The sequence below is a fragment of the Amycolatopsis albidoflavus genome (assembly GCF_039525725.1).
Taxonomy (GTDB): domain Bacteria; phylum Actinomycetota; class Actinomycetes; order Mycobacteriales; family Pseudonocardiaceae; genus Amycolatopsis; species Amycolatopsis albidoflava.
Map to the genome: position 1 here is coordinate 163,430 of NZ_BAAAHV010000021.1, position 23,109 is coordinate 186,538.

Consider the following 23,109-nt stretch of genomic DNA (forward strand, 5'->3'; position numbering starts at 1 on the left):
GTGCTCACTGAGAGTTACTGGTGGTTTGCCGGGTTTTGGCTGTTCGGGAGCTTGCGTCCGCTGAGGAATCGGCCGAACCGGTGACATCGTTCCCGGACGTGGAGTCCGTCCTGGACGACTTCTCCGGCTCCGAAGGCTTGGCCGGCTTGGCGGACTGACGAGACTTCGCGGGCTCCGAAGACCGGGCAGGCTTCGAAGACTTCGCGGACTTCGGGCAGTCGGACGAGTACTCCGAGCTGGACGACTTCGGACCGGCAGGCGCGACGTGCCGCGACCCGGTCGGCGTCGTCGTGATCGACGGCGGCACGTACGAATCCGGCGACGGCACATACGACGAGGGCGGCGGAGCGTAAGTCGACCTCGTGTCGTCCGTCGTCGTGCTCAGCACGCCCGGGCTCGACGAGTTGGTGGACGTGTCCAGATCCGCGCGCGACTCAGTGCTCGACGACCGGCTCGTCATCGGAGTGCCCGAATGACTGCTTTCCTGACCAGGCAGATCGTCCCGAGGCGTCGAGCCGGAGGAATCCGGTGCCGGCGACTGATCGTCGGCAACTGGCTGCTGCGCCTGCGGCACCCGCGGCACCTCGGCCGCACCCAGATGCTGCGAAGCACCCGGATGGACCGCGCCGCGGGCCGGCCGAGCGCTCCCGTACAGCTTCCCGGAGATGATCCGCGGACCCTGCTGCACTGGCGGCGGAGGCTGCTCCGGCGGCTGCAACGCCAGCTCCGGCGCACCCCCGCCCAACCCGACGTTCTGCATCGGATGCGACCCGAACACCAGCGGACCGGCGGTCAGGCTCACCGCGCCCGCCGCCGCGGTCGACGCCAGCGCCAGCCCGACCTTCACCTTCGAGCCGAACACCACGCTCTTCACCGTCGCGAGCGCGCCGCCGACCTTCCCGGCCCCGGCCAGCGCCGGCACCGCGAGCACCAGCACGCCGGCGTGCGCCCGCAACGACGAACACACATCCCGCAGCTCGTCCTGCGTCGCCCGGCACGACGGACACCCCAGCAAATGCGCCTTGATCCGCTCCGCCTCCGCGCCGGTGACGCTGCCCGCGGTGAACCCGCCGAGCTTCTCCACCACCGCGCGGCAGGTCTCCGGACCGCGATTCACCGACAGATGCGCCTGCAGATACGCCGCCCGCAACCCTTGCCGCGCGCGCCGCGCCAACGCCGCCGTCGCGTTCGCCGACAACCCGAAATGCGGAGCCACCATCGACGGCTGCTCGCCCTCGACCTCGGTCTGCCACAAAACCGTCCGCCATCGCTCCGGCAAACTCGTGAACGCCGTCGTGATCAACGTGTGCTCAGCCGTCCGAGCAGGGGTGTCCACCCCAGCGCCCGCCCGGAACGTCAGCTCGTCATCAGTCACCGGCACGTCGCGCCGCGCCCCGTGCCACTCCCACGACACCCGCCGCGCGACCGTCAGCAGATACGCCCGGACGTAATCCCGCGGACCCGCACCGCGGCGCAACGCCTGCAGCACGCGGAAGAAGGTCTCCGCGGTGATGTCCTCGGCCTCAGAACGATCGGAGGCAAGACTTTGCGCCAATCTGCGCACCGCCGCCGCGTGCAGCTCGAACAACTCCCCGAACGCGGCGTCCTCGCCGTCGCGCAGCCGCTTCAAAAGTGCCTGCTCGTCGGATTCCGAGGCCGCTGGTGGCGGCACCGTGCCCAGCTCGGTCATCCGGCAAGGCACCTCCTCCCCCGAAGGACTCACCACTGAAGTCGATTGGGGACACCATACGGAGCAGAGCGCCCGTCGTCACCCCTTGTGCGCTCGACGTGACGCGCAAGCACCGCATCTCAGCAGGTCCACGCGTATGTCGGGGCCCCCGAAAGTGTCACCGAGGCGACGGTATAGAGTGTGTTCAACACCGAGCACCAAGCGGTTAACGCGGATGTAGCGCAGCTGGTAGCGCATCACCTTGCCAAGGTGAGGGTCGCGGGTTCGAATCCCGTCATCCGCTCGCGTCCGAGAGGCCTGTATCCACAAAAAGCGTGGATACAGGCCTCTCGCCATTTCACCCGGGGGCCGAGCCCCCGGACCCCCGCGGTGCCTTCGGCTGCGGTTGGGTGGTGGGGCGCGTTTGGCTTGCTGCGCAAGCAAAACTGCGCAGGTAGGGCATCCTCGAGGGCGAATCCCGGGATCCCGCGTTTGCCCGTGTTGGGCTTGCTCGTTATAGCTCGTAGGTGTCTAGGGCTGTGGGGGCGATGGGGGACAGGTGGGGGTCTTTTTGTTCTGTTAATTGGCCTCTTGCCATTCGGTATACCTGGAAGGCGTTGTCGTGTTCTGGGTGCTGGTCGTCCCAGATGTGCAGGAGGCCGTAGGAGCCGGGGGCCAGTTCTCCTACCCGGGCGAAGGTTTCCAGCAGTTGCGGGGTGATGGCTCCGCCGTGTTTGTCTAGACCACCCAGATGGAGCATGGGCAGGCCCGAGCTCCAGCGCAAGTCAACCAGGTCCAGCATCGTGGTGTTCTGCAGGGAGCGGTGGACTCGCTCGACCATGCGCTCCAGCAGAGCTGCGTCGTCGTCGCCGGTCGCGGTGGCGGCGATGGTCACCCAGCCGTGGTATTCGAACACGTGCGAGACGGTAGCAGCGGCGGTGCTCAGCGGGTCAGCGCAGAGGGCCGGCCGTCCCGGCGCAGCTGGTTCGTGAGGATGCCGTCGGCGTGCTTTTCGACCGCGGGGAGCAGTTTGTCCCCGAAAACGCACAGGGTGCGTTCCCACGGGTGGCCGAGCGTGCCGTAGCTGAAGTCCGAGGCGAGGAACAGGTGGTAGTCGCCGCGCGGGAAGACCGAGACCGGCCAAGCCGCGTTCTGCTGCATGCGGTGCGGCCAGAACTTGAACGACTGATGCTGCCAGTGCAGCACCCACAGCCAGTCGTCCTCGGCGGTCGTCTCCCGCAGGGCGGCCAGCACCGCGCGGGCCACGTCGTGCTCTTCGACCGCGTACGGGCCGAGACGGAACTCGGCCGAGGCACGGTCGTACTCGCCGGTGGAGAGATCCCAGGCCGCCGAAGGGCGCGGCTCATGGAAACCCGGCCAGTCGTGCGCGAAGGTGCTCGGCCAGAACCTGAGCTTGTCGTGCACCCAATACCAAGCGGGTTCGTCAGCCACTCGCGAGAGCGGCTCCCAGGCTGCAGCAGCGTTCACTTGTCGACCTCGAAGTCATCGACCGGGCTCGAAACTGCCGAAAGCTTCGTGTCCGGGGCCGGGATTGTCCAGTCCACCGGAGCCGAGCGCCAAGCTGTCACTCGACCGGGTGGCCTGCGGACCGGGAAACACCGCCCGGTCCGCAGCTACCTCTACCCCACGCCCCCGTCAGTCATGCACGCAGGCGTTATGCGGCGCGCCACAGCGTGACGAACGCCGACGCCTCGCTGGCCGCCCACGGCCGCAGCCGCTCCCGGTCCCGCGCCGACAAGGTGAACTCCTTCGCCCGGCGCACGTCCACGACCAGCGCTTCCCCGCCCGGCAGCAGATCCGGCATGCCCTCGGTGAGCAGCCACAACGCGAGCTGCGCGGCGTCCCGGGTGAGCGGCTCCTCCTTGAAGTACAGCCAGGTGGCGAACTTGCGACCGTTCGACTTCCGCAACCCCAGCTGCGGGCTGATGCCGATCTCCAGCTCGCCGAGCTCGAATTTCGCCCGCCCGACCTCCACCAGCTTCGGATCGCGCCTGCCGAGGTAGCGCAGCCAGCCGTCGGCGATCGCGGCGTAATGCGGGCGGGTGCGCTCGTCCGCGTTGTTGACCAGCGCGCGCATGGCCACCTCGTCCTGCCGGGCCGCCCTTCCGGCCCGGACCGCGTTCGCCGCGCGGCGGTAGTAGTTGAACGCCGCCCGGGCCGGGTCCTCGTACAGCCGGCGCTGCCTGCGGACGAACGACGAACGCGACGGGCCCTTGCTGGCGCTGTACCCGACGAACGTGGGCAGCGTGACGTATGCCTGCTTCGAACTAGTCATGGGCGGCCGCCTTCCGGTGGATGGTTTCCCCAGTACACGGCCAATTTTAGAACATATGTACGACAGTTTTTGCCGCTTAACGGGTGGCCGGCGGCCACGGACCGGCGAGTACCGCCCGGGCCTGCTGCAGAACCTGTTGCTCGCAGTAGCTGACCGGCGTGACGTCGGTCGGGATCCAGGTCGCGAGCATCGCCAGCCACTGGCGCAGTTCGGAGAGGGCGGCCGGGTGGCCGAGCCGTCCGTCGAAGGCTTTGACGCTCTTCGCGGCTTGGGCGAGCGGGACGTCCCCGCGCACCATTTCGCCGAGGTGTTCACCGAGCAGTTGCCATTGGGCGGCGGTGGCGTCGACCGGCAGTTCGATGCCCAGCTCCTCGACCACGTGCGAGAAGGCGGCGGAAACCGCCTGGTGGTCGCGGTAGTCGAGGGCGGCCAGTTCGGGCAGGGAGGGCGCGTCGAGGCCCTCGCCGACGGCCCGCGCCCCGGCCTCGACGAGTTCGGCAGCGGTGATGTCGAGACCGGCGAGCCGATCCACGGCAAGGGCGGCGAGCGCACCGCGCGCGGAGGACATGCTCCCGATCGTACGGACGGGGCGGTTGCGCGGCCGGGCGCGAAGCGGGTGCCTGATCTGGGCAGATCTCGGCTGATCTTGCGCACCTGAGCCCCACGGAGCCGGGGCGCGTGGAACACTGTCGCCCGAACCGGTGACAGGGGGTTGCGTGATGAGCTGGCAGGAAGAGCTCCGGCGGTTGGACGCGGAGCTGGCCGCCGGCCGCCTCGGCCACGCCGAACACCGCCGCCAGCGCGACGAACTGCTCGCCGAGGCGTCGGGCGGCGGGGCGGCTTCGCCCGTGGCGTCGCCGTTGCGGCAGGACGCGGCGCCGGCGAGCGGGTCACCCAGCTGGAGCACACCGGCCGCCCAGGCAGCGCCTGCCGGATCGGACAGCCAGGCCGCGGCCGAGCCAAGCGCTCCGAGCACCTCCGCCGACAGCAGCGCTAGCACCACGCAGGTCGTGGCGACGATGCCGGAGCACGACCCGACGACCACGCTTCGGCTGGGACCAGACGGCACCACCTCGCCGGGCACACCGCCCGGAAGCACCACGACTCCGGAGCAGCCCGCCGCCAACCCGGCGGCCTCGTCCAACCCGGCGGCCTCGACCAGTCCGGCACCGTCAACCAGCCCGGCACAGTCGACCAGCCAGGTGCCCTCAACCAACCCGGCGCTCTCGCCCAACCCGGCGGCCTCGACCAACGCGGCACCGTCGACCAGCCCGGCACCCTCGACCAATCCGGCGGCATCGGCCAGCCCGGCAGCGCCGTTCTTCTCCCCGCCGCAGACCCCGACCACGCCGCCGAGCGCGCCGAGCCAAGCCGGCCCTCCTCCGCCGCATCAGCCTCAGCAGCAGATGCCCGCGCAGCCGGGAACCTGGCCGGGCGTCGCTCCCGTGCAGTGGCACACCCCCGGCCAACCGCAGCAGCCCGGCCAGCAACCGGGCCACCAGCAGCCAGGCCAGCAGCAATCCGGCCAGCAACCGGGCCAGCCGGTCGTCGGATGGGCCAGCACCAACCCGGCGATGCCCGCGCCGGAACCGCCCGCGGTCGAGTCGTTCCTGAACTCCGCGGCGGCGACCCAGGCGGCCCCGGCGACCCCGGCGTCGGAGAAGACCCAGCCCGCCTTCGCGCACACCCCGGGCACCCCGTTCTCCACCGACCGGCCGACGACCGCGCCGAGCCCCGCCGACGACCGGCCCACCGCCGTCTTTGGCGCGATCCCCGCCAACGGCAACCAGCCGGAGCCGCGCCGGCTCTGGGAGGACGACGCCAAACCGCGGCGTTCGAAGCCGACCTGGCTGTTCCTGTCGCTGGCCGTGCTGGTGGTGCTGGCGCTGGTCGTCGGGGGCATCTGGTTCCTCGGCAACAAGAACGACTCGAACAACACGGCCGCGCAACCGCCCGCCGCGTCGTCCGCGCCGAACACCCAGCCGCCCTCGCTCGAAGACAAGCTGCCCGCGCTGCAGGGCACGCCGAGCCCGGAAAACTCGACCATGGCGCTGGACAAGGCAGTCCAGGCCAAGGCGGTTTCCGACGCCGACGCGAACCTCATGCGCGCGGCGGGCGCGGACCAGCTCGTCTACCACGCCTACGCCGGCACCGACGGCGGCACGACGCTGATCGCGGTTCCGACGCCGTCCAAGGCGCAGGCCGGCCAGCTCGTCCAGGGCCTGCGGCAGAACCTCGTCACCGGCGGGTTCGACAGCAGCCCGCTCGGCCCGGCGGCCACCGACCTGCTCTACACCGGGAGCAGCCCGGCCGGACGCGTGCTGGCCTTCTGGTACACCTCCGGCGGCGTGTCGGTCGGCATCGGCGTGTCGGGCCCGGTGGGCCAGGATCCGGCGGCGCTGCGGTCCCGGATGGAAGAGATCCGCGCGAAGGTCACGGCCGCGCTGCCCGCGAGCTGAACGCACCCCGGCGCACAAGGCGACCCGCCAGGTCACGTGGGGTCGCACCCGTGCACAATGTCCACGTCGTCACACACAATCGGGTAGCGACGACGCATTGACCGTCGCCATGCCGACAGATAAGGGGGGCCCTGGTGTCCTGGCAGGAGGAGCTGCGCCGGCTGGACGAGGAGCTCGCGTCAGGGCGACTCTCCGCGGACGACTATCGCATCCGGCGTGATCAGGTGCTGTCCTCGGCTGTCGGCCAGCAGGACCAGCCCACCCCGCCGCCGCAGAGCCAGAGCGCGGACTCGACGCAGGTGATCGCCCCGGTCAGCCCGCCCAGCGGCGTGCCGCAGCAGCAGCCGCAGGCTCCGCAGCAGCCGCCCGCCGACGGCGGCGCCGAGCGCACCCAGGTCGTGCAGTCGTGGCAGACCCAGCAGCCGCCCGCGGACGCCGGTCCCGAGCGCACCCAGGTCGTGCAGCCGCAGCAGCACCAGCCGCAGGCGCACTACTCCCCGCCCGGCGGGTTCCCGCAGGGCGGGCCCGCCTCGCCTCCCGGCGGCTTCCCGCAGCAGCCGTGGAACGCGGCCGAGAGCGATCAGACCCCGCCGTGGGGCGGCGGAGATCTTCCGCCGCTCGGCCCGTCCGGGGGCGACTCCGAATGGGTCCGCCAGGGTCCGGAGTACTTCAGCGACAAGCCGAAGAAGGGCAACGGCAAGAAGATCGGCGCGATCGTCGGTGCCGTGATCGTGCTCGCCGGCATCGCCTTCGGCGCGTACATGCTGTGGGGCCGCGACAGCGGAGGCGGCGGCACCGAGCAGACCACCGCGCAGCACTCGCAGAGTTCGGCCGCGCCGAAGCCGCCGGACCCGCTCGGCGTCGCGAGCATGCCGGGCAAGGCCGAGACGCACGACGACATCACGTCGTTCTCGCAGGTCGACACCCTGCAGTACCTGAACCCGCAGGAACTGAGCGCCTACCAGGCGGCGGGCGCGTCCAAGGTCAAGTTCGTCGTGTACCACCTCGAAGACGGCAACCTGATCACGCTGTTCCTCGCCCAGGCCAGCAGCCCGACCGCGGCGAAGACCGCGGCCGAGAAGCTGATGGAGGTCCAGACGACGAACGGGGCCAAGCGCGACACCACCGCCCCGAACGGCGTGTACGCCACCTCGATCGACGCGAAGGAAGGCCAGTCGGCCCAGTCGCGCGGGCACTACGCGCACGGCAACGTGATCGTCCGCGTCGAGGTGTCCGGCAAGAGCCAGACGAAGACCGACTTCACCACCGCGCTGAACCAGCAGCTCACGGTGCTGACCGCCGATGCCTGAGCCCGGTACCACTGCCTGCACGATCGTCGCCCGCAACTACGTGCCCGCGGCGCGCGTGCTGGCCCGGTCCTACCTCGAGCACCATCCGGGCGGCCGCTTCGTCATCGCGATCATCGACGCCCCGCGCGAACAGTCGGACCGGGCCGGCGACGGACTCACCGTCGTCGGCCCGGCCGCGTTCGGCATCGACGAGGACGACTACCTGCGGATGGCGACCGCGTACTCGGTCACCGAACTCGCCACGTCGGTCAAGCCGTACCTGCTGCGCGAGCTGCTGAAAGAGTCCGAGGCCGCGATCTACCTCGACCCGGACATCGAGCTGTTCGCGCCGATCCCCGAGGTCGCCGAGCTGGCCCGCGAGCACGACATCGTGCTCGCGCCGCACTTCCTGACCCCGTTGCCGCAGGACGGCATGGAGCCGGACGACGCGGTGATCATGGGCACCGGCATGTTCAACCTCGGCTTCATCGGCGTCGGCCGCGGCGCCGGGCCGTTCCTCGACTTCTGGGCGGGCAGGCTGCGCCACGACGCGATCGTCGCGCCCGAGCAGCAGCTGTTCACCGACCAGCGCTGGGTCGACCAGGTGCCGTCGCTGTTCCGGCACCACGTGGTCACCGATCCCGGATTCGACGTCGCGTACTGGAACCTCCACGAGCGGCCGATCGGCCGCGACAAGGACGGCGACCTGACCGCGGGCGGCGCGAAGCTGCGCTTCTTCCACTTCAGCGGTTACCGGCCGGAAAAGCCGTGGCTGCTCAGCTTCCACTGCGCGCGCAAGCCGCGCGTGCTGCTGTCGCACAACGACGACCTTCGCGCCATCTGCGATTCGTACGGCACGAAGCTGCGCGAAGCCGGGTACGCCGAGTCGCTCGACTCGATTCCCTACGGCTTCAAGGACTTCCAGGACGGCACGCCGGTGCCGAAGCTCGCGCGGCGCGTTTTCCGCGAGGGCTGGATCAAGTCCGAGCGCAAGAAGAAGCCCGCGCCGCCGCACGCCTACGCTGAGGACGGCGGGCTCGCGCTGCGCGAATGGCTCGCGACGCCGGAGGACCAGGGCCAGGCCGCGGCCGGGCTGAACCGGCTGACGCACGCGATCTGGGCGTCGCGGATCGACCTGCAGATGGCGTTCCCGCACCCGTACGGCGACGACGCCGACGGTTTCCGGCACTGGTGCACCGGCTCCGGCGTCGCCGAGGCCGGGCTGCCGGAGTGGGCGCTGCCGTCCGAACCGGTCGCGACCCGCCCGCCGCACGACGAGTTCGGCGTGAACCTGCTCGGCTACCTGACCGCTGAGCTGGGGCTCGGCGAGATGGGCCGGATCGTGCTCGAGGCGATCGAAACCGGCGACGTGCCGGTGGCCACGGTGCTGGAGGAGAAGGCGGTCTCGAACCGCACCGGCATCGAACGGCCCGCGACGGTCGGCGACCCGAGGTTCCCGGTCAGCGTGTTCGCGGTGAACGCGGACCAGACCCGCACGATCCTGACCAACCACCCCGAGGTCGGCGCCGGCCGCTACCGGATCGGGCTGTGGGCGTGGGAACTCGAAGATTTCCCGCAGTGGCAGCACGAAGCATTCGGGATGCTCGACGAGGTCTGGACGGTCAGCGACTTCTGCCGGCGCGCGTTCGCCGAGCATTCGCCGATCCCGGTCAAGACGATTCCGGTGCCGGTGCGCGATCCGGGCGAGCCTTCACCGCCCGCGCGCGACAAGGGCGAACCGGTGCGATTCCTGTTCGCCTTCGACTTCAACAGCGTCGCGGAGCGCAAAAACCCTTGGGGCGCAGTCGAAGCGTTCCAGCGGGCGTTCCCTGGCCGGGAAGACGTCCGGCTCACCGTCAAGGCGATCAACTCGAAGCTGCACCCGCAGGCCGCCGAACGGCTGCGCGCGGTGGTCCGCGGCGACGAGCGGATCGAACTGATCGAGCGCTACCTCAGCGTCGCCGAATTGCACGAGCTGTACGAGACCAGCACCGCGTACGTTTCGCTGCACCGCAGCGAGGGTTTCGGGCTCACCGTCGCCGAGGCGATGGCGCGCGCGATGCCGGTGCTCTCGACGGATTACTCCAGCACCACCGAATTCCTCGACGCGTCCACCGGCTGGCCGATTCCGTACCGGCTGGTGCCGGTCGGCGACGGCAACTACCCGTACCACGCCGACGCGGTCTGGGCGGAGCCCGATCTGGACGCCGCCGCGGCCGCGATGGTGCAGATCGCCGACGACCCGGCCGAGGCGACGGCCCGCGGCAAGCGCGCGCGAGAGGTCATCCTGCGCGAGCGGTCGATGGCGACCGCGGCCGAGTGGATGCGGCGCGAGCTGGAGCAGGCGCACGCGACCTGGCAGGAGCGGCAGCGCACCGCGGCACCGCCGCCCCAGCACCCGCTCAGCCCGCTGGAGCAGGCGACCGAGGCGTTGCGCTGGCGTCCGGAAGCGAGCACGCCGTCGCGGCTGCCGCTCGCGCCCGCGCTGCGCAAGGCCGTGCTGCGCGCGATCGACCACTACGACGTGCACCAGCGCAACGTGATGGGCGCGCTGCTCGCGGCCACCGAGGAAAGCAACCGGCGGTTGCTGGACCGGATCGAAGGCCTGGAACGCAACGTCGACGAATCCCGCCGGGCCGCGCTGTCCACGCGCGCACTCGGCGAACGGCTCGAAGCGTTGCGCGGCACGGTCGACGAGCTGCGTCGCCAGTCCCCGGAAACCGAGCTGGCGCTGCGCAATCTCGAAGCCGATGTGGCAAAGCTGGCCGAGGGCTACGACGGGGTCGGCGCGGAGGTCGAAGCCGCCGCGGGGACCGTGCACAAGATGTTCGCGCGCCGCGACGAGCGGCTCGACGCCGACGAGAAGGCCATCCAGCGGGTGACCCTCGACGTCAGCGCGATGCGCGACGCGGCCCGGCTCCGGCACGCTCCGGTGCCGCGCGGCGCGGACGTCGTCCAGTGCGACGTCGGCGCGCTGCTGATGCCGGTCGACGAGGTCATGCTCCCGTGGATCCTGTTCCACCGGTCCTGGGAGGACAGCGAGGCCGAGCTGATGGCGTCGCTGGCGGACGGCGCGTTCCTCGACATCGGCGCGCACGTCGGCTACCACACGCTGCGGCTGCTGCGGGCCACGCCGGAAGTGACCAGGGTGATCGCGGTGGAGGCCGACCCGGTCAACGCCGCGTACCTGCGCCGCAACGTCGAGGTCAACCTTCCCGCCGCGGCGGGCGAGCTGGTCACCGTGGTCGAGTCGGCCGCGTGGGACGAGCCGGGCACCGTGCACCTGGCGCAGGCGACCCCGGGCAACAGCGGCGACAACCGCGTCACCACGGACGGCTCCGGCGTCGAGGTCCCGGCGGTGCGGCTGGATTCCGTGCCCGAGGTGACCGAACAGCGGATCAGCCTGGTGAAGGTCGACCTGCAGGGCCGCGACCACCGGGCGCTGGCGGGGCTGGCCGAGGTGCTGCGCCGCGACCGGCCGCACGTCGTGTGCGAGTTCGACCCGGGCGCGATCGCGGAGCTGGGCGACGACCCGGTCGCCGTGCTCGCCGGGTACCGCTCGCTCGGCTACACGGCGAAGGTGGTCACCGACGACGGCCCGGCCGACGAGGTGCTCGAAGACTCGGCGATCATCGCCGCGGCCAAGGCGGACGAGAAGGAATTCGTCACGCTCTGGCTCGCGCCCTGAGCTGATCGCGCACGTGGCGGCTCAGGGCGCCACGTGCGCGATGGTCAGCAAAAACGCGCCGTACCAAGCACTTCCGACGGTGATCACCGGCAGCAGCACGGCCAGTACCCGGTTCGGCAGCTTCGCCAGCATGAGCGCGACCGGCACGGTCAGCACGAACGCCGGCAGCAGGAAACGCGCGCGGGACTGGAAGAAGTTCGACGAGCACAGCGCGATCACCACGGTGAGCGTGCCGTAGATCTGCCACGGCAACGGCAGCTTCGTCGCCCAGGTCCAGAACTGCAGCACCACCGCGGCGAGCACGACGAGCGCGGTCACGGTGATCCAGCTGGCGTCGTCCGAGGTGAGGCCTTCGCGGACCTGGGTCCAGGTGAAAACGCCGAAATCGAAGTGCATCTGCCAGGCGTTCTGCAGCCAGAACCAGCCGTCCGGGCGGCCGGTCTGGATCCAGACGTAACCGAGGTAGCCGAGCAGGCCGAGCGGCGCGAGCAGCCCGCCGACCCATGGCCGCCAGCCGTCGCGGCGCTGGAAAACCGCGATGAGCGCGGCGATGCCGACCGCGGCGATCAACGCCCCGGAGCTGGCCCGGGTCAGCCCGGCCAGCACCGCGAACCCGCCCGCGACCAGCCATTCGCGCCGCGCGAGCATCACGAACGTCCAGGCCACGAGCGCCATCAGCAGCGATTCCGAATACGCCAGATGCAGCGCCGTCGAACCCGGCCCGATCGACCACAGCACGGCGACCAGCAGGCCCACTCGCGGTCCGGCCAGGTCGCGGCCCAGCACGAACAGCCCCCACGCCGCGGCGCATCCGGCCAGCAGCGAGATCGTCATCCCGGCCGCGAGCGGCGGGATCCCGACCAGCGTCAGCAGCCCCACCGTCGCCGGGTAAAGCGGGAAGAACACCAGGCTGTTCTCGACCGGCAAGCCGTCGGTGCCGAGCGTGATCGGCTGGTTGTAGCCGTGCTGCGCGACCGAAAGGAACCAGTTCGCGTCGAAGTTGTCGATGAACCGGCCCGGCGACACGTCGGCCTTCCAGCTCATCATCCACAGCACGCCGAACGCGACGATCTGGAACAGCAGATAGAGGCTGATCGCCGGGGCGGCTTGGCGGAACGCGGCACGCAGGGTCGGCGAACGCTCGACGGCTCCGTCGAGACTGGACTGCTGCACGCTCCCCGAACTCCTGAACTACCTAGCGCGAAACCGGACGAATTCCTGCCTGATCGTACCTGCCGACCACATAATCCGAGGCCAGAACGGGTCTTGTGACTTATCCCCCGCTTACCGCCAATTGCGGGGAGTACCTCCGGGCCGGGGGTGCGAGGCGGTAGCCTTCACGAGGTTGTCGGTAGCGGAAGACGGGGGTGATCACGCTGGCCGAGCCGGATTCCGCTGCCTTGGCCGAGCCGTCGTCCGCGCCGCCGAAGAAAACCCGCATCGTCTTCATCGACATCGGTCGCGGCCTCGGCGCGCTGCTGGTCTTCTACAGCCACATCGCCCATCCGTGGATCATCGCGAAGAACGACAAAGCCCCGTACGTCGACTTCATCGAGGCGCTCACGAGCGATCCGATGCACATGTCGAAGCAGGGCATCGGGCAGATCGCGGTGCCGTTCTTCTTCCTGGTCAGCGGTTTCGTCGTGACGCCGATCGCGCTGCGCCAGGGTACCGGGCGATTCGCGCTCAACCGGTTCATCCGGGTGTACGCGCCGATGCTGTTCGTGGTGGCGCTGACGGTGTTCCTGCTGCTGGTGAACCTGCACCCGCCGTCCACCGGGCAGGCGCAGACGCTGAACCCGCTCACCGTCCTCACCAACACCACGCTGGCCAACTACCTGATCTTCCCGCAGGTCGTGCTGGTGCCGGTGGCCTGGACGATGATCGTCGAGGTCATCTTCTACCTGCTGCTGATGGCGGTGCTGCCGCTGCTGCGCCGGTGGGTGTGGCTCGGGATCGCGGTGGAGCTGACGTTCATCTTCGTGGTGATGATGAGCCGGTCGCAGTTCGGGCCGTCGTGGTCGCTGTTCGCGGTGAACGTGTCGTACCTGCCCGCGATGCTGATCGGCCAGATCGTCTGGGCGACGACCAAGAAGCAGATCCCGCTGTGGACGGGCGCGCTGTACGGCGGCTGCGCGTGGTCGCTGTACGTGCTGGCGGACGTCATCGACGTCGGCCGCGTGGACAGCTCGTACAACCTCGCGCTGGCCTTCGCCGTCGCCTGCTTCCTGATGGGCATGTTCGCCGAGGACCGGCTGAAGCAGCGCAAGATCTGGACCATGCTGTCCGAGCGCAGCTACTCGATCTACCTGCTGCACATGCTGGTCACGTTCGTGCTGCTGCAGCTGCTGCGCCCGGCGGTGCCGCTGCCGATCGCGCTGCTGATCGTGATCCCGGCGGTGTTCGGGGTGGTCGAGTTGAGCTATCGGTTCGTGGAGCGGCCGAGCCACTCGCTGGCGCGGCGGTTGTCGCATCGGCCGAAGCCGCCTCCGCCCGCGCCGGAAACGCCCGAACCGCCAGTAGAGCCGCCGGTCGAAACGCCGGGGGAAAAGACCCAGCTCGTCGACGACTCCGAAGTAACCCTCGAGATCCCGAGGATTCCCGCCGAACCGGCACCGCCGCGTCGTCCGGCGCCTCGGCCGCGTCCCGTGCCGAACGGGCGGATGCCGAGGAACGGCGCGCCGCCGCCCAACGAGGCTCAGCCGCGCACGATGGCACCTCGCGCGAACGGCGGCGCGCACCGGGCGCGTCCCGTCGCCGAATCGGGCGTCGACCGCACGGCCGAGCCGCCGGTGCGCCGGCCGATGCCTCCGCGTCGGCGGCCGTCAGCTCCGCCGGAGCTGCGCTACCAGCCGGACCAGGAAAACCAGGGCCAGCGCGGCGACCAAGACGATCTCCCACGCCACCGGGACTCCTTCCGCCACACCCCTCGCTGAGGTCTGATGCTCTGCCTGTAAGGCGTGCGAGGGTGGGAGGGCGTTCACCGACACGGCGTAACTCACACTCCTGGCTTAGCTCATTCGTGCGAGCCACGGCGCGGGGAGACGAGGCCGGATTCGTACGCCAGCACCACCAGCTGTGCCCGGTCGCGGGCGCCGATCTTGGTCATGATGCGGCTGACGTGCGTCCGCGCGGTCGCCGTGGAGATCACCAGGTGGGCGGCGATTTCGTCGTTCGACAACCCGCCCGCGACCAGCGCCAGCACCTCGCGTTCGCGTTCGGTCACCTCCCGCACGGCCGAGGTGTCGATCCGCCGGTGCTCGGGCCGTCCGACGATTTCGGCGATCAGCCGGCGCGTGACGGTCGGGGCGAGCAGCGCCTCCCCCGCCGCGACGACGCGCAGCGCGTGCAGGAGTTCGACCGGTTCGGTGTCCTTCAGAAGGAAGCCGCTGGCCCCGGCGCGGAGTGCCTCGTAGACGTACTCGTCGACGTCGAAAGTGGTCAGGACCAGCACTTTCACCCCGGCGAGCTCGGGATGCGAGGTGATCCGGCGGGTCGCTTCGAGACCGTCGGTGCCGGGCATCCGGATGTCCATCACGACAATGTCCGGCCGGTGCTCGATCGCCTGCGCGACGGCCTGCTCGCCGTCGCTCGCCTCGCCAGCCACCTCGAAGCCGTCCTCGGTGTCGAGCAACAGCCGGAATCCGGCGCGGACCAGGGCCTGGTCGTCGGCCAGTACGACGCGGATGGTCATTTCTCCCCCTCCACGGGCAGTTCCGCCCGCACCTGGAAACCCTGCCCGGTGACACTCGCGTCGACACTGCCGCCGAGCGCCGTCGCGCGTTCTCGCATGCCGCGCAGACCGTGTCCGGGCGTCGGCTGGACGGTGCCGCGGCCGTCGTCGCGCACGATCAGGACCAGCGTGCCCGGCTTCCGCTCGAAGCGGACCTCGACGCGCTGAGCCCCGTCGGCATGCCGGACAACATTGGTCAGCGACTCCTGCAGGATCCGGTACGCCGCACCGTCCACCGGAGCGGGCAGTTCGCCAGCTTCGCCGTGCAGTTCGACTTCCAGCCCAGCGGCGCGCGCGTGGTCGAGCAACTCTTCGACCTGCGCAAGGCTCGGCGCGGGCGCGCGGTTCTCGCCGGAGCGCAGCACGGCGAGCGTCGCGCGGAGATCGTTGAGCGCGGACGCGCTGGCCGCCTTGATGTTGAGCAGCGCCTCTTTCGCCTGCTCCGGCCGCCGATCCGCGACGTGCGCGGCAACGCCCGCCTGGACGTTGATCATCGCGAGGCTGTGCGCGACGACGTCATGCACCTCGCGGGCAATGCGGAGCCGCTCCTGCTCGGCCATCCGGTGCCGGTGCTCGTCGGCCTGCTCGCGCCGGGCAGCGACCGCCGCGAACTGGAACCGGACCGCCGTCGCGATGCCGATCACGGCGGCCATCCAAACCACGGCGAACAGTGCCCAAGCACTGACCGCAAACGTTTGCGTGAGGATGATGTGGACGACGTAGGCCCCTGTGAGGACCGCGGCTCCGGTGCTCCCGGCGACCACTGGACCCTTCCGCCGCGTGAGCACGAAGAGCGCGACCGTGGGAACGATGATCACCGGCCCGCCCGGTTCGGGAGACAGGTAGTACGCGTACGCCGAAGCCGCGGTGAGCACGAAGAGCGGCAGCGGGAAGCGGTGGACGAGCAGCAAGGTGAGCACGGTCGCGGCCAGCCACGCGGCACCGAGCGGACTCAGCGGATGCGGGGCGTGCTGCCAGCGGCCGGACGCGCTGGAGCCGCCGAGCACGAAGGCGAGCACCACGAAGGTCCGGAACACCCGCCCGAACCACGGGTTCTGCTCCCGCCACCAGTAGTGCATGGTGCGAAAACTACCGGGGAAGGCGGGCGGGCGCGTCCGTCGTGTAGCGCGGGATCGGGCTACGCGTGACGCGGTATGTCGAGAACTCCCGGACGGCTCCGTTCACTGGTCAAACGGCGAAAAAAGGAGACGGTGATGGGCGAGGTAGTGGCCGGGGCGAGCATGTCGCTGGACGGTTTCGTGGCGGGACCTGGCGAGTCGGGGTTCGATCTGCTTTTCGGCTGGACGGGCAGCGGCACCGAGGAGGTGCCGACCGCGCAGCCGGGACGCGCCCTGCGCATGTCCCCTGCCAGCGCGAAAGTCGTGCGCGCGCAGCTGGAATCGACCGGAGCGCTGCTCGTCGGCAGGCGGCTGTTCGACCTGACCTCGGGCTGGGGCGGCATGCATCCGTTCGGCGGGCCGGTGGTCGTGGTGACGCACGAGCCGCCAGCTGGATGGGAGGACTCGCCGTTCACCTTCGTCACCGAAGGCATCGAGGTCGCGGTGGCGCGGGCGAAGGAACTGGCCGACGGCCGCGACGTCGGCGTGAACGCGGGCGAGATGGCGCGGCAATGCCTGGAGGCCGGACTGCTTGACGCGCTGCAGATCGATCTGGTGCCGGTGCTCCTCGGCGGCGGGGTGCCGTTCTTCGGCGAGTTCGGGCTAGGACCGGTGCGCCTCGGCGAGCCGGACATCACCCCGGGCGAGGGCGTGACCCACCTGCGCTACCGCGTGGTCGGCACGAACTCCCGCAGCTTCTCGAGCGTCTCGTCGTTCGCCGGGGTGTAGACCGACATCCGGATTTCCGAGCGGCGGCCGGCGTAGAGGTAGGTGAAGTCGAACGTCAACAGCCCCGCATCGGGGTGCAGGTACCGCTTGCTCTTGGCCAGCTCGGTGTTCACGTCGTGGCGGCTCCACAGCTCGTCGAAGCACGGCGACTCCGCCCGAAGCCGTTTGACCAGCGACTTCCAGCCGGGCTCGCCCACGTGCTCGGCCATCGCCGCGCGGAAGGACGAAACCATGCGCGGCACGTTCTGTTCCCAGTCGACCATTCGCTCTTTCCACCGCGGATTGAGCAGGCACTGGACAAGCGTGTTGCGTTCCTCGTACGGGATCGCGTCGACGCCGCCCATCAGCCAGTCGTAGCCCGCGTTGTGGCCGAGCACGTCGAAGCGCGCGTTGCGGACCGCGACCGGGAACGGCTCCAGCTGGACCATCATGTCCTGCATCGACGGCGTGATCGCGGAGCAGTGCTTCTTCTCGGTGACCGGCTCGGGCGCGCCGGCGAGGGTGAACAGGTGCACGTGCTCGTGCGGGTCCAGCCGGAGCGTGCGGGAGATCGCGCTGAGCACCTGCTCGGACGCGTTGATGTCGCGGCCCTGCTCGAGCCACGTGTACCAGGTGACGCCCACCCCGGCGAGCTGCGCGACCTCCTCGCGGCGCAGCCCCGGCGTGCGCCTGCGGCCGCTGAGCGGCAGGCCGACCTGCTCGGGCGTGATCCGCCCGCGCCGGTTGCGGAGGAACTCCCCCAGCTCGGTCCGGCGCAGGCGGTCTTCGATGCCAGTGGTCACGAATACCAGGTAAGCACACCGCCGACCCTGTTACCAGGTAGTCGTGGTACCAGGATAAAAGCACACCTGGTACCAGGGTCTCGCGCGGCGGAACGTAGTACTCATGACGACTACCACCCCTGCCCCGGCGACGGCCACCGCTGCTGTCGGGACGCCGGAACGGACGGGACTCACGTCCGCCGGCTTGATCACCGTGCTGCTGGGGGCAGCGCTGCCGATCATCGATTTCTTCATCGTCAACGTCGCCCTGCCCACGATCGATGCCGACCTGCGCGCCTCCACCGCGACCCTCGAACTCGTCGTCGCGGGCTACGGCATCGCGTACGCGGTGCTGCTCGTGCTCGGCGGACGGCTCGGCGACACCTTCGGCCGCCGCAGGCTTTTCCTGCTCGGTCTCACTCTGTTCACGCTCACCTCGCTGGCCTGCGGCGTCGCCCCGGACGCCGCCACCCTGGTCATCGCCCGCGTCGCGCAGGGCGCGGCTTCGGCGATGCTGCTGCCGCAGGTGCTGTCGATCATCCAGGCCGGCACGTCCGGCGAACGCCGCTCGCGGGCGATCGGCCTCTTCGGCGCGACCGGCGGCATCGCCACCGTGGTCGGGCAGCTGCTCGGCGGCGCGCTGGTGGCCGCCAACGTATGGGACCTGAGCTGGCGGCCGATCTTCCTGGTCAACGTGCCGATCGGGATCGTCGGGCTGCTGATCGCGCGCCGCACGGTGCCGGACAGCCGGGCGAGCAACCCGCTCGGCGTCGACCGTTGGGGCACCGTGCTGCTGGCCGTTTCGCTGCTGTCGCTGCTGATTCCGATCATGGAAGGCCGCGCGCTCGGCTGGCCGTGGTGGAGCATCGCGCTGCTGGTGATCTTCCCGTTCGCGGCGTACGGCTTCGCCCGCGTGGAGCGGAAGCTGGAAGCCGCGGGCGGAACGCCGTTGCTCCCGCCGGCTCTGCTGCGCACCGCGAGCGTGCGGCACGGGCTCACCGTCGCGGTGCCGTTCTTCTGCACCTTCGGTTCGTTCATGTTCGTCTACGCCGTCACTCTGCAGAACGGCCTGCACCTCGGCCCGCTCGGCGCCGGGCTGGCGTTGACCCCGATGGCCGTCGCGTACTTCACGACGTCGCTGGTCAGCAGCCACCTGGTCGCCCGGTTCGGCCGCAAGATCGTGCCGATCGGCGGGCTGATCCTCACCGTCGGCCTGATCGCGCTCGCCGCAACCGCGCTGCTGGACTGGCCCGACCTGTCGATCTGGCAGCTGGCCCCGGCGATGGTGCTGATCGGCGTCGGCAACGGGCTCGCGATGAGCACGCTGTTCCGGGTGGTGCTTTCGCGAGTGCCGGCCGACCTGGCCGGTGTCGGCGGCGGCGTGCTGACCACGACCCAGCAGACGTCGCTGGCCTTGGGCGTCGCGGTGCTGGGCAGCCTGTTCGCCAGCTTGAGCGTGCCCGGCGCGATGGGTTACCAAGGCGCGTTTGTGCTGGTCATCGGGATCTTGGCGGCGCTCGCACTGCTGGTATCCGGGCTGGCGCGGAAGCTGCCCGACCCGCGCTGAGAAATTCGACCGACGGAAAACCCCGCTCCCGGACGACGATGGGGATGTGACGGAACCTCGGGTGCAGCCAGACCCGGCCTTCGCGCTGCTCGGCCTCTACGAGAAGGCCCTGCCGGAGGTCTATGGCTACCTGCTCGCGAGGTGCGGCAACCGCGTGCTGGCGGAGGAACTGACTTCGGAGACGTTCCTGAGCGCGGTCGCCGCCTGCCGCAAGGACCACGCGCCGCCGGTGAGCACGCCCTGGTTGATCGGGGTGGCCCGGCACAAGCTGGCCGATCACTGGCGGCGCGCCGAACGGGAACAGCGCGGGCTTCGGCTCGTGCACGACGCCGAATGCGACGTCGAGGATCCCTGGGACGACCAGCTCGACCACCTGCGCGCACGGCAGGTGCTCGAATCGCTGGCGATCCCGCATCGGGCGGTGCTCACCTTGCGCTATGTCGACGGCCTTCCGGTGCGCGACGTCGCCACGCACCTCGGCCGGACCATCCACGCGACGGAGGCGTTGCTGACGCGGGCCAAAACCGCGTTCCGCCGCGGCTACCAGGAGAAGGAGGGACGTGATGGCTGAACCGTTCGACGCGCTCGCGCTGCCCTCGACTCCGGCCGACCCCGATCCGGCCTTCGCCGCCCAGCTGCGGGACGACCTCCGCCGCCTGATCCTGAACGGAGCGGAGATGTCCACCACCGAAACCACGCAGGCGCGAGCGGGTGCGCTCACGCCTTACCTGGTCGTGACCGACGCGCGGGCCGCGCTCGACTTCTACGTCGAGGTCTTCGGCGCGCGCCGCCGGTCCGATCCGATCGTGATGGACGACGGCCGGGTCGGGCACGCCGAACTCGACATCGGCGGCAGCGTGCTGATGCTGGCCGAGGAATTTCCCGAGCTGGGCAATGTCGTCGCTCCCGAGGGCGGCGCGATGGTGCGCGTCGAGGTGCCCGATCCGCAGGGTGCGGCGCAGCGGGCAGTGGAGCTGGGCGCTGAACTGCTGCGTCCGGTCGAGGACCGCGGCTACGGACTGAACGGCGTGATCAAGGACCCGTACGGCCAGCGCTGGCTGGTCGGAAAGGCCGCGCCACAAGCGAAAACGCCCGGGGAGCGCACGTATCGGCACGGCGAGGCCGGGTACTTCACCTTCCAGGTGCCCGACGACGTCCGGGCCAAGGCGTTCTACGGCGCGGTGCTCGGCTGGCAGTTCACTCAGGGCAGCCTGCCGACCGCGTGGCGAATCGAGGGAGACGGCCTGCCCGGCGGGATGTGGGGCGGCTCGGAACTGCAGGCCGGGTGGAAGCTGATGTTCGCCGTCGACGACCTCGAAGCCGCGCTCGGCCGGGTGCGCGAGGGGGGCGGCCGGTCCGGCGAGGTGGAGAACCAGCCGTACGGCCGAACGGCCGATTGTGCCGACGACCAGGGGATCGAGTTCTGGTTGTGGGAACAGCCACGCACGTGACCTCGGCCAAAACCCCGGCGGCAAACCGGCCGCCGGGGCGCACACTCAAGGGATGGCCGCGCACTGGACGCCCCGCGACGAAGCCGAACTGACCGCTGGTTGGCAGCTGTGGCTCGCGCTGGGCTCGTGCGCCTGGCCGGGACCGGACTGGGACGGCACGCCCGCCGAAGCCGTCCGCGGACTCGAACGGTGCTTCACCGCGTGCGACGAGATTCTCGCCGCGCACGCCCAGCCGGATTCCGCGGTCGCCGGGCTGGTGCGTTCGATGCTGCTGGCCGCCAACTGGACGCTCGGACTCTGGCGCGACGACACGGATCCGCTTGATTCCGAACGCGCCGCGCTGCTGCACGCCGATCTGGCCGCTTTCGCCGACCACGCGGAAGGCGTCCGGACTTTGCTGGCCGCGGGCGGCGGGTGGGCCTCGCTTTCGCTGTGACCCGCCCGCCGTCCGTCCGCAAAGGACTTACCAGCTGGCCGGACGTTTCCGCTCCGGCTCGTACGGCTGCGTGATGACCTCGATCCCGTTTCCGCCCGGGTCAAGGAAATACACGCCGCGGCCGCCGTGGTTGTGGTTGATCTCGCCGGGGCCCTGACCGCCTGGCCCGGCGTGGTACTCGACCCCGGATTCCTTCAGCCGCAAGAAAAACGCGTCGAAGTCGTCCTCGGGAATGAGGAAGCAGTAGTGCTGCAGCTTCCGATCCTCGTCCGGGACCGTGGCGAAATCGAGCCGCACGCCGTTGCTGGTTTCGACCGGGATGAACGGGCCCCATTCCTCGCCGATCTCGAAACCGAGCAGGTTCGCGAAGAATTCGGCGGATTCCCGGTTGTTCCGGGACGGGACCATCAGGTGATTCAGTTCAAGAGAGAGGGACACGAAGCAATGCCTCCAGAAGGCATCCCAGCACCTCCATGTCTCACCCAGCCGGTGACCGACACGCGATGCCGCCGACGACTGTAGCGCAGCCGAAGCGGATTTCCAATCAGGAAACCGGAACTCGCCGCCGGGCCGCGCGCGGACGGCCGACGCCCTGCCACGACAATCCCGCGTCGAGGATCATCCCGGGGTCGAGCAGATTCCGGGTGTCGACGACGTCGTCGCCTTCCATCGCGTCCGCGATCGCGACCCAGTCCAGGTTCCGGAACTCGGCCCATTCGGTAAGCACCACAACGACATCCGCGTCCTTGGCGACCTGGTACGGATCGTCCACGACGGTCATCCCGGCGATGCCGCCGGACACCGCCGGGTCGTACGCGGTGATCTCCGCGCCGAGCGCGCCGAGCACCGAAGACACTGCCAGCGCGGGAGAATCGCGCAGATCGTTCGTGCCCGCCTTGAACGCCAAGCCCAGCACGCCGATCCGCGCGCCGGCCAGCGTTCCGCCGCAGGCGCCTGCGATCTTCGCCACAATGCGGTCGCGCTGGGCGATGTTCTCGTCGATCGCCGAGGTCAGCATGCGGAAGTCGTAGTCGACCGACTCGGCGACCTTGACCAGCGCGCTGGTGTCCTTGGGCAGGCACGAACCGCCCCATCCGGGTCCGGGCTTGAGGAACGTGCGGCCGATCCGCCGGTCGTAGCCCATGCCTTCGGTGACCAGGTCGATGTCCGCGCCGAGCCGTTCGCACAGTTCGGCGATCGAGTTCACATAGGACAGTTTGAGCGCGAGGAAGCAATTCGCCGCGTACTTGACCAGTTCCGCGCTCGCCGCGTCGGCGACCACGATCGGTGCGGCGAGATCGCCGTACAGCTGCCCGACCCACGCGGCCGCGGCATGCGAATCCGACCCGACCACAATCCGGTCCGGGTTCAGGAAGTCTTGCACCGCAGTGCCTTCGCGCAGAAACTCCGGGTTGGACACCACCGGCACGTCGTCGCGGCCGACCATCGCGCGGATCCGTTTCGCGGTGCCGACCGGCACCGTCGACTTCGTGATCAGCGCGCAGCCGGACGGCAGCACGTCGCCGATCTCGGTGGTCACCGCCTCCACCGCCCGCAAGTCCGCGGACCCGCCCGCGCCCATCGGCGTCGGCACGCAGAGGAAGACCCCCTCCGCGCCGCGAACGGCTTCCCGCGCGCCGACCACGAACGACAGCCGTCCGTTCGCCAGCCCGCGGGAGACCAATTCGGCCAGTCCTGGTTCGAGGATGTCCACGCGGCCCGCGGAGAGCCGGTTCACTTTCGCCACGTCCACGTCCACACAGGTGACGCGATGCCCGAGGCTCGCGAGGCAAGCCCCCGTGGTCAATCCGACGTATCCCGTCCCTACCACCACGATCCGAGCTGAGCTCATAGTGCTGAAGGTGACAGCCGGAGTTGACCTGAGTGCTAACGGAAGCGGTCGAGGCCGAATA

At 70.0% G+C, this 23,109-nt stretch carries 20 protein-coding genes and 1 tRNA gene; 10 read left to right on the forward strand and 11 right to left on the reverse strand.

The window, feature by feature from the left end; translation table 11 throughout:
* Positions 1-4 precede the first annotated feature (4 nt).
* Positions 5-1,690 carry a zf-HC2 domain-containing protein gene (locus ABD156_RS31385; protein WP_344282005.1) on the reverse strand — a complete coding sequence of 562 codons (1,686 nt, stop codon included), beginning with the start codon at positions 1,688-1,690 and terminating at the stop codon, positions 5-7.
* 210 nt (positions 1,691-1,900) lie between these two features.
* Here ABD156_RS31385 and ABD156_RS31390 point away from each other — a divergent pair.
* Positions 1,901-1,973, forward strand: a tRNA-Gly gene (locus ABD156_RS31390).
* A 210-nt stretch (positions 1,974-2,183) separates the two neighbouring features.
* Here the strand turns inward: ABD156_RS31390 and ABD156_RS31395 are convergent.
* The 4 genes from ABD156_RS31395 to ABD156_RS31410 all read right to left on the reverse strand — a co-directional run bounded on the left by ABD156_RS31395 (position 2,184) and on the right by ABD156_RS31410 (position 4,533).
* Positions 2,184-2,585, reverse strand: coding sequence for an Imm7 family immunity protein (locus ABD156_RS31395; protein ID WP_344282008.1), 402 nt, complete (start codon positions 2,583-2,585; stop codon positions 2,184-2,186).
* Between the two features lie 26 nt (positions 2,586-2,611).
* On the reverse strand, positions 2,612-3,121 hold the full coding sequence (locus tag ABD156_RS31400; protein ID WP_344282881.1) for a DUF2716 domain-containing protein: 510 nt from the start codon (positions 3,119-3,121) through the stop codon (positions 2,612-2,614).
* 223 nt (positions 3,122-3,344) lie between these two features.
* Positions 3,345-3,965, reverse strand: coding sequence for a hypothetical protein (locus tag ABD156_RS31405; RefSeq protein WP_344282011.1), 621 nt, complete (start codon positions 3,963-3,965; stop codon positions 3,345-3,347).
* Between the two features lie 76 nt (positions 3,966-4,041).
* Complete coding sequence (locus tag ABD156_RS31410; RefSeq protein ID WP_344282013.1) at positions 4,042-4,533, reverse strand: hypothetical protein; 492 nt, start codon at positions 4,531-4,533, stop codon at positions 4,042-4,044.
* Between the two features lie 151 nt (positions 4,534-4,684).
* Here ABD156_RS31410 and ABD156_RS31415 point away from each other — a divergent pair, with 151 nt between their 5' ends.
* The 3 genes from ABD156_RS31415 to ABD156_RS31425 all read left to right on the forward strand — a co-directional run bounded on the left by ABD156_RS31415 (position 4,685) and on the right by ABD156_RS31425 (position 11,401).
* The gene (locus tag ABD156_RS31415; RefSeq protein WP_344282016.1) at positions 4,685-6,424 is read left to right on the forward strand and encodes a hypothetical protein; all 1,740 of its coding nucleotides are present in this window, start codon (positions 4,685-4,687) and stop codon (positions 6,422-6,424) included.
* A gap of 134 nt (positions 6,425-6,558) precedes the next feature.
* On the forward strand, positions 6,559-7,734 hold the full coding sequence (locus tag ABD156_RS31420) for a hypothetical protein (RefSeq protein ID WP_344282019.1): 1,176 nt from the start codon (positions 6,559-6,561) through the stop codon (positions 7,732-7,734).
* Positions 7,727-11,401 carry an FkbM family methyltransferase gene (locus ABD156_RS31425; protein ID WP_344282022.1) on the forward strand — a complete coding sequence of 1,225 codons (3,675 nt, stop codon included), beginning with the start codon at positions 7,727-7,729 and terminating at the stop codon, positions 11,399-11,401. The genes ABD156_RS31420 and ABD156_RS31425 overlap by 8 nt, the downstream gene beginning before the upstream one ends.
* A gap of 21 nt (positions 11,402-11,422) precedes the next feature.
* Here ABD156_RS31425 and ABD156_RS31430 read toward each other — a convergent pair whose 3' ends face one another.
* Positions 11,423-12,574, reverse strand: coding sequence for a hypothetical protein (locus tag ABD156_RS31430; RefSeq protein ID WP_344282024.1), 1,152 nt, complete (start codon positions 12,572-12,574; stop codon positions 11,423-11,425).
* Positions 12,575-12,768: 194 nt separating this feature from the next.
* Between ABD156_RS31430 and ABD156_RS31435 the strand changes: the two genes are divergently transcribed.
* Positions 12,769-14,337, forward strand: a complete 1,569-nt coding sequence (locus ABD156_RS31435) for an acyltransferase family protein (RefSeq protein WP_344282027.1) — start codon at positions 12,769-12,771, stop codon at positions 14,335-14,337.
* An 80-nt stretch (positions 14,338-14,417) separates the two neighbouring features.
* On the opposite strand, the gene ABD156_RS31440 is transcribed toward ABD156_RS31435, so the two are convergent.
* Positions 14,418-15,095 carry a response regulator gene (locus tag ABD156_RS31440; RefSeq protein ID WP_344282030.1) on the reverse strand — a complete coding sequence of 226 codons (678 nt, stop codon included), beginning with the start codon at positions 15,093-15,095 and terminating at the stop codon, positions 14,418-14,420.
* On the reverse strand, positions 15,092-16,213 hold the full coding sequence (locus ABD156_RS31445) for a sensor histidine kinase (protein WP_344282033.1): 1,122 nt from the start codon (positions 16,211-16,213) through the stop codon (positions 15,092-15,094). Before ABD156_RS31445 ends, ABD156_RS31440 begins: the two co-directional genes overlap by 4 nt.
* Positions 16,214-16,348: 135 nt before the next feature.
* Between ABD156_RS31445 and ABD156_RS31450 the strand changes: the two genes are divergently transcribed.
* Complete coding sequence (locus ABD156_RS31450; RefSeq protein ID WP_344282036.1) at positions 16,349-16,981, forward strand: dihydrofolate reductase family protein; 633 nt, start codon at positions 16,349-16,351, stop codon at positions 16,979-16,981.
* Here the strand turns inward: ABD156_RS31450 and ABD156_RS31455 are convergent.
* A complete protein-coding gene (locus ABD156_RS31455; RefSeq protein ID WP_344282039.1) occupies positions 16,918-17,763 on the reverse strand; it encodes a helix-turn-helix transcriptional regulator in 846 nt (281 codons plus the stop codon). The genes ABD156_RS31450 and ABD156_RS31455 overlap by 64 nt on opposite strands.
* A 103-nt stretch (positions 17,764-17,866) precedes the next feature.
* Here ABD156_RS31455 and ABD156_RS31460 point away from each other — a divergent pair, with 103 nt between their 5' ends.
* Genes ABD156_RS31460 through ABD156_RS31475 form a run of 4 tightly spaced genes read left to right on the forward strand, consistent with a single transcriptional unit; the run spans position 17,867 to position 21,196 of the window.
* On the forward strand, positions 17,867-19,309 hold the full coding sequence (locus tag ABD156_RS31460) for an MFS transporter (RefSeq protein WP_344282042.1): 1,443 nt from the start codon (positions 17,867-17,869) through the stop codon (positions 19,307-19,309).
* 46 nt (positions 19,310-19,355) lie between these two features.
* Positions 19,356-19,880 (forward strand): RNA polymerase sigma factor, encoded by a 525-nt coding sequence (locus ABD156_RS31465; protein WP_344282045.1) that lies wholly within the window; start codon positions 19,356-19,358, stop codon positions 19,878-19,880.
* The gene (locus tag ABD156_RS31470; RefSeq protein WP_344282048.1) at positions 19,873-20,760 is read left to right on the forward strand and encodes a VOC family protein; all 888 of its coding nucleotides are present in this window, start codon (positions 19,873-19,875) and stop codon (positions 20,758-20,760) included. Before ABD156_RS31465 ends, ABD156_RS31470 begins: the two co-directional genes overlap by 8 nt.
* A gap of 52 nt (positions 20,761-20,812) precedes the next feature.
* Positions 20,813-21,196, forward strand: a complete 384-nt coding sequence (locus ABD156_RS31475) for a hypothetical protein (RefSeq protein ID WP_344282051.1) — start codon at positions 20,813-20,815, stop codon at positions 21,194-21,196.
* Between the two features lie 27 nt (positions 21,197-21,223).
* On the opposite strand, the gene ABD156_RS31480 is transcribed toward ABD156_RS31475, so the two are convergent.
* Both ABD156_RS31480 and ABD156_RS31485 read right to left on the reverse strand, forming a co-directional pair.
* Entirely contained in the window at positions 21,224-21,604 is a 381-nt protein-coding gene (locus tag ABD156_RS31480; protein WP_344282054.1) for a VOC family protein, read from the reverse strand.
* Positions 21,605-21,740: 136 nt separating this feature from the next.
* Entirely contained in the window at positions 21,741-23,048 is a 1,308-nt protein-coding gene (locus tag ABD156_RS31485; RefSeq protein ID WP_344282057.1) for a UDP-glucose dehydrogenase family protein, read from the reverse strand.
* Between the last annotated feature and the right edge of the window lie 61 nt (positions 23,049-23,109).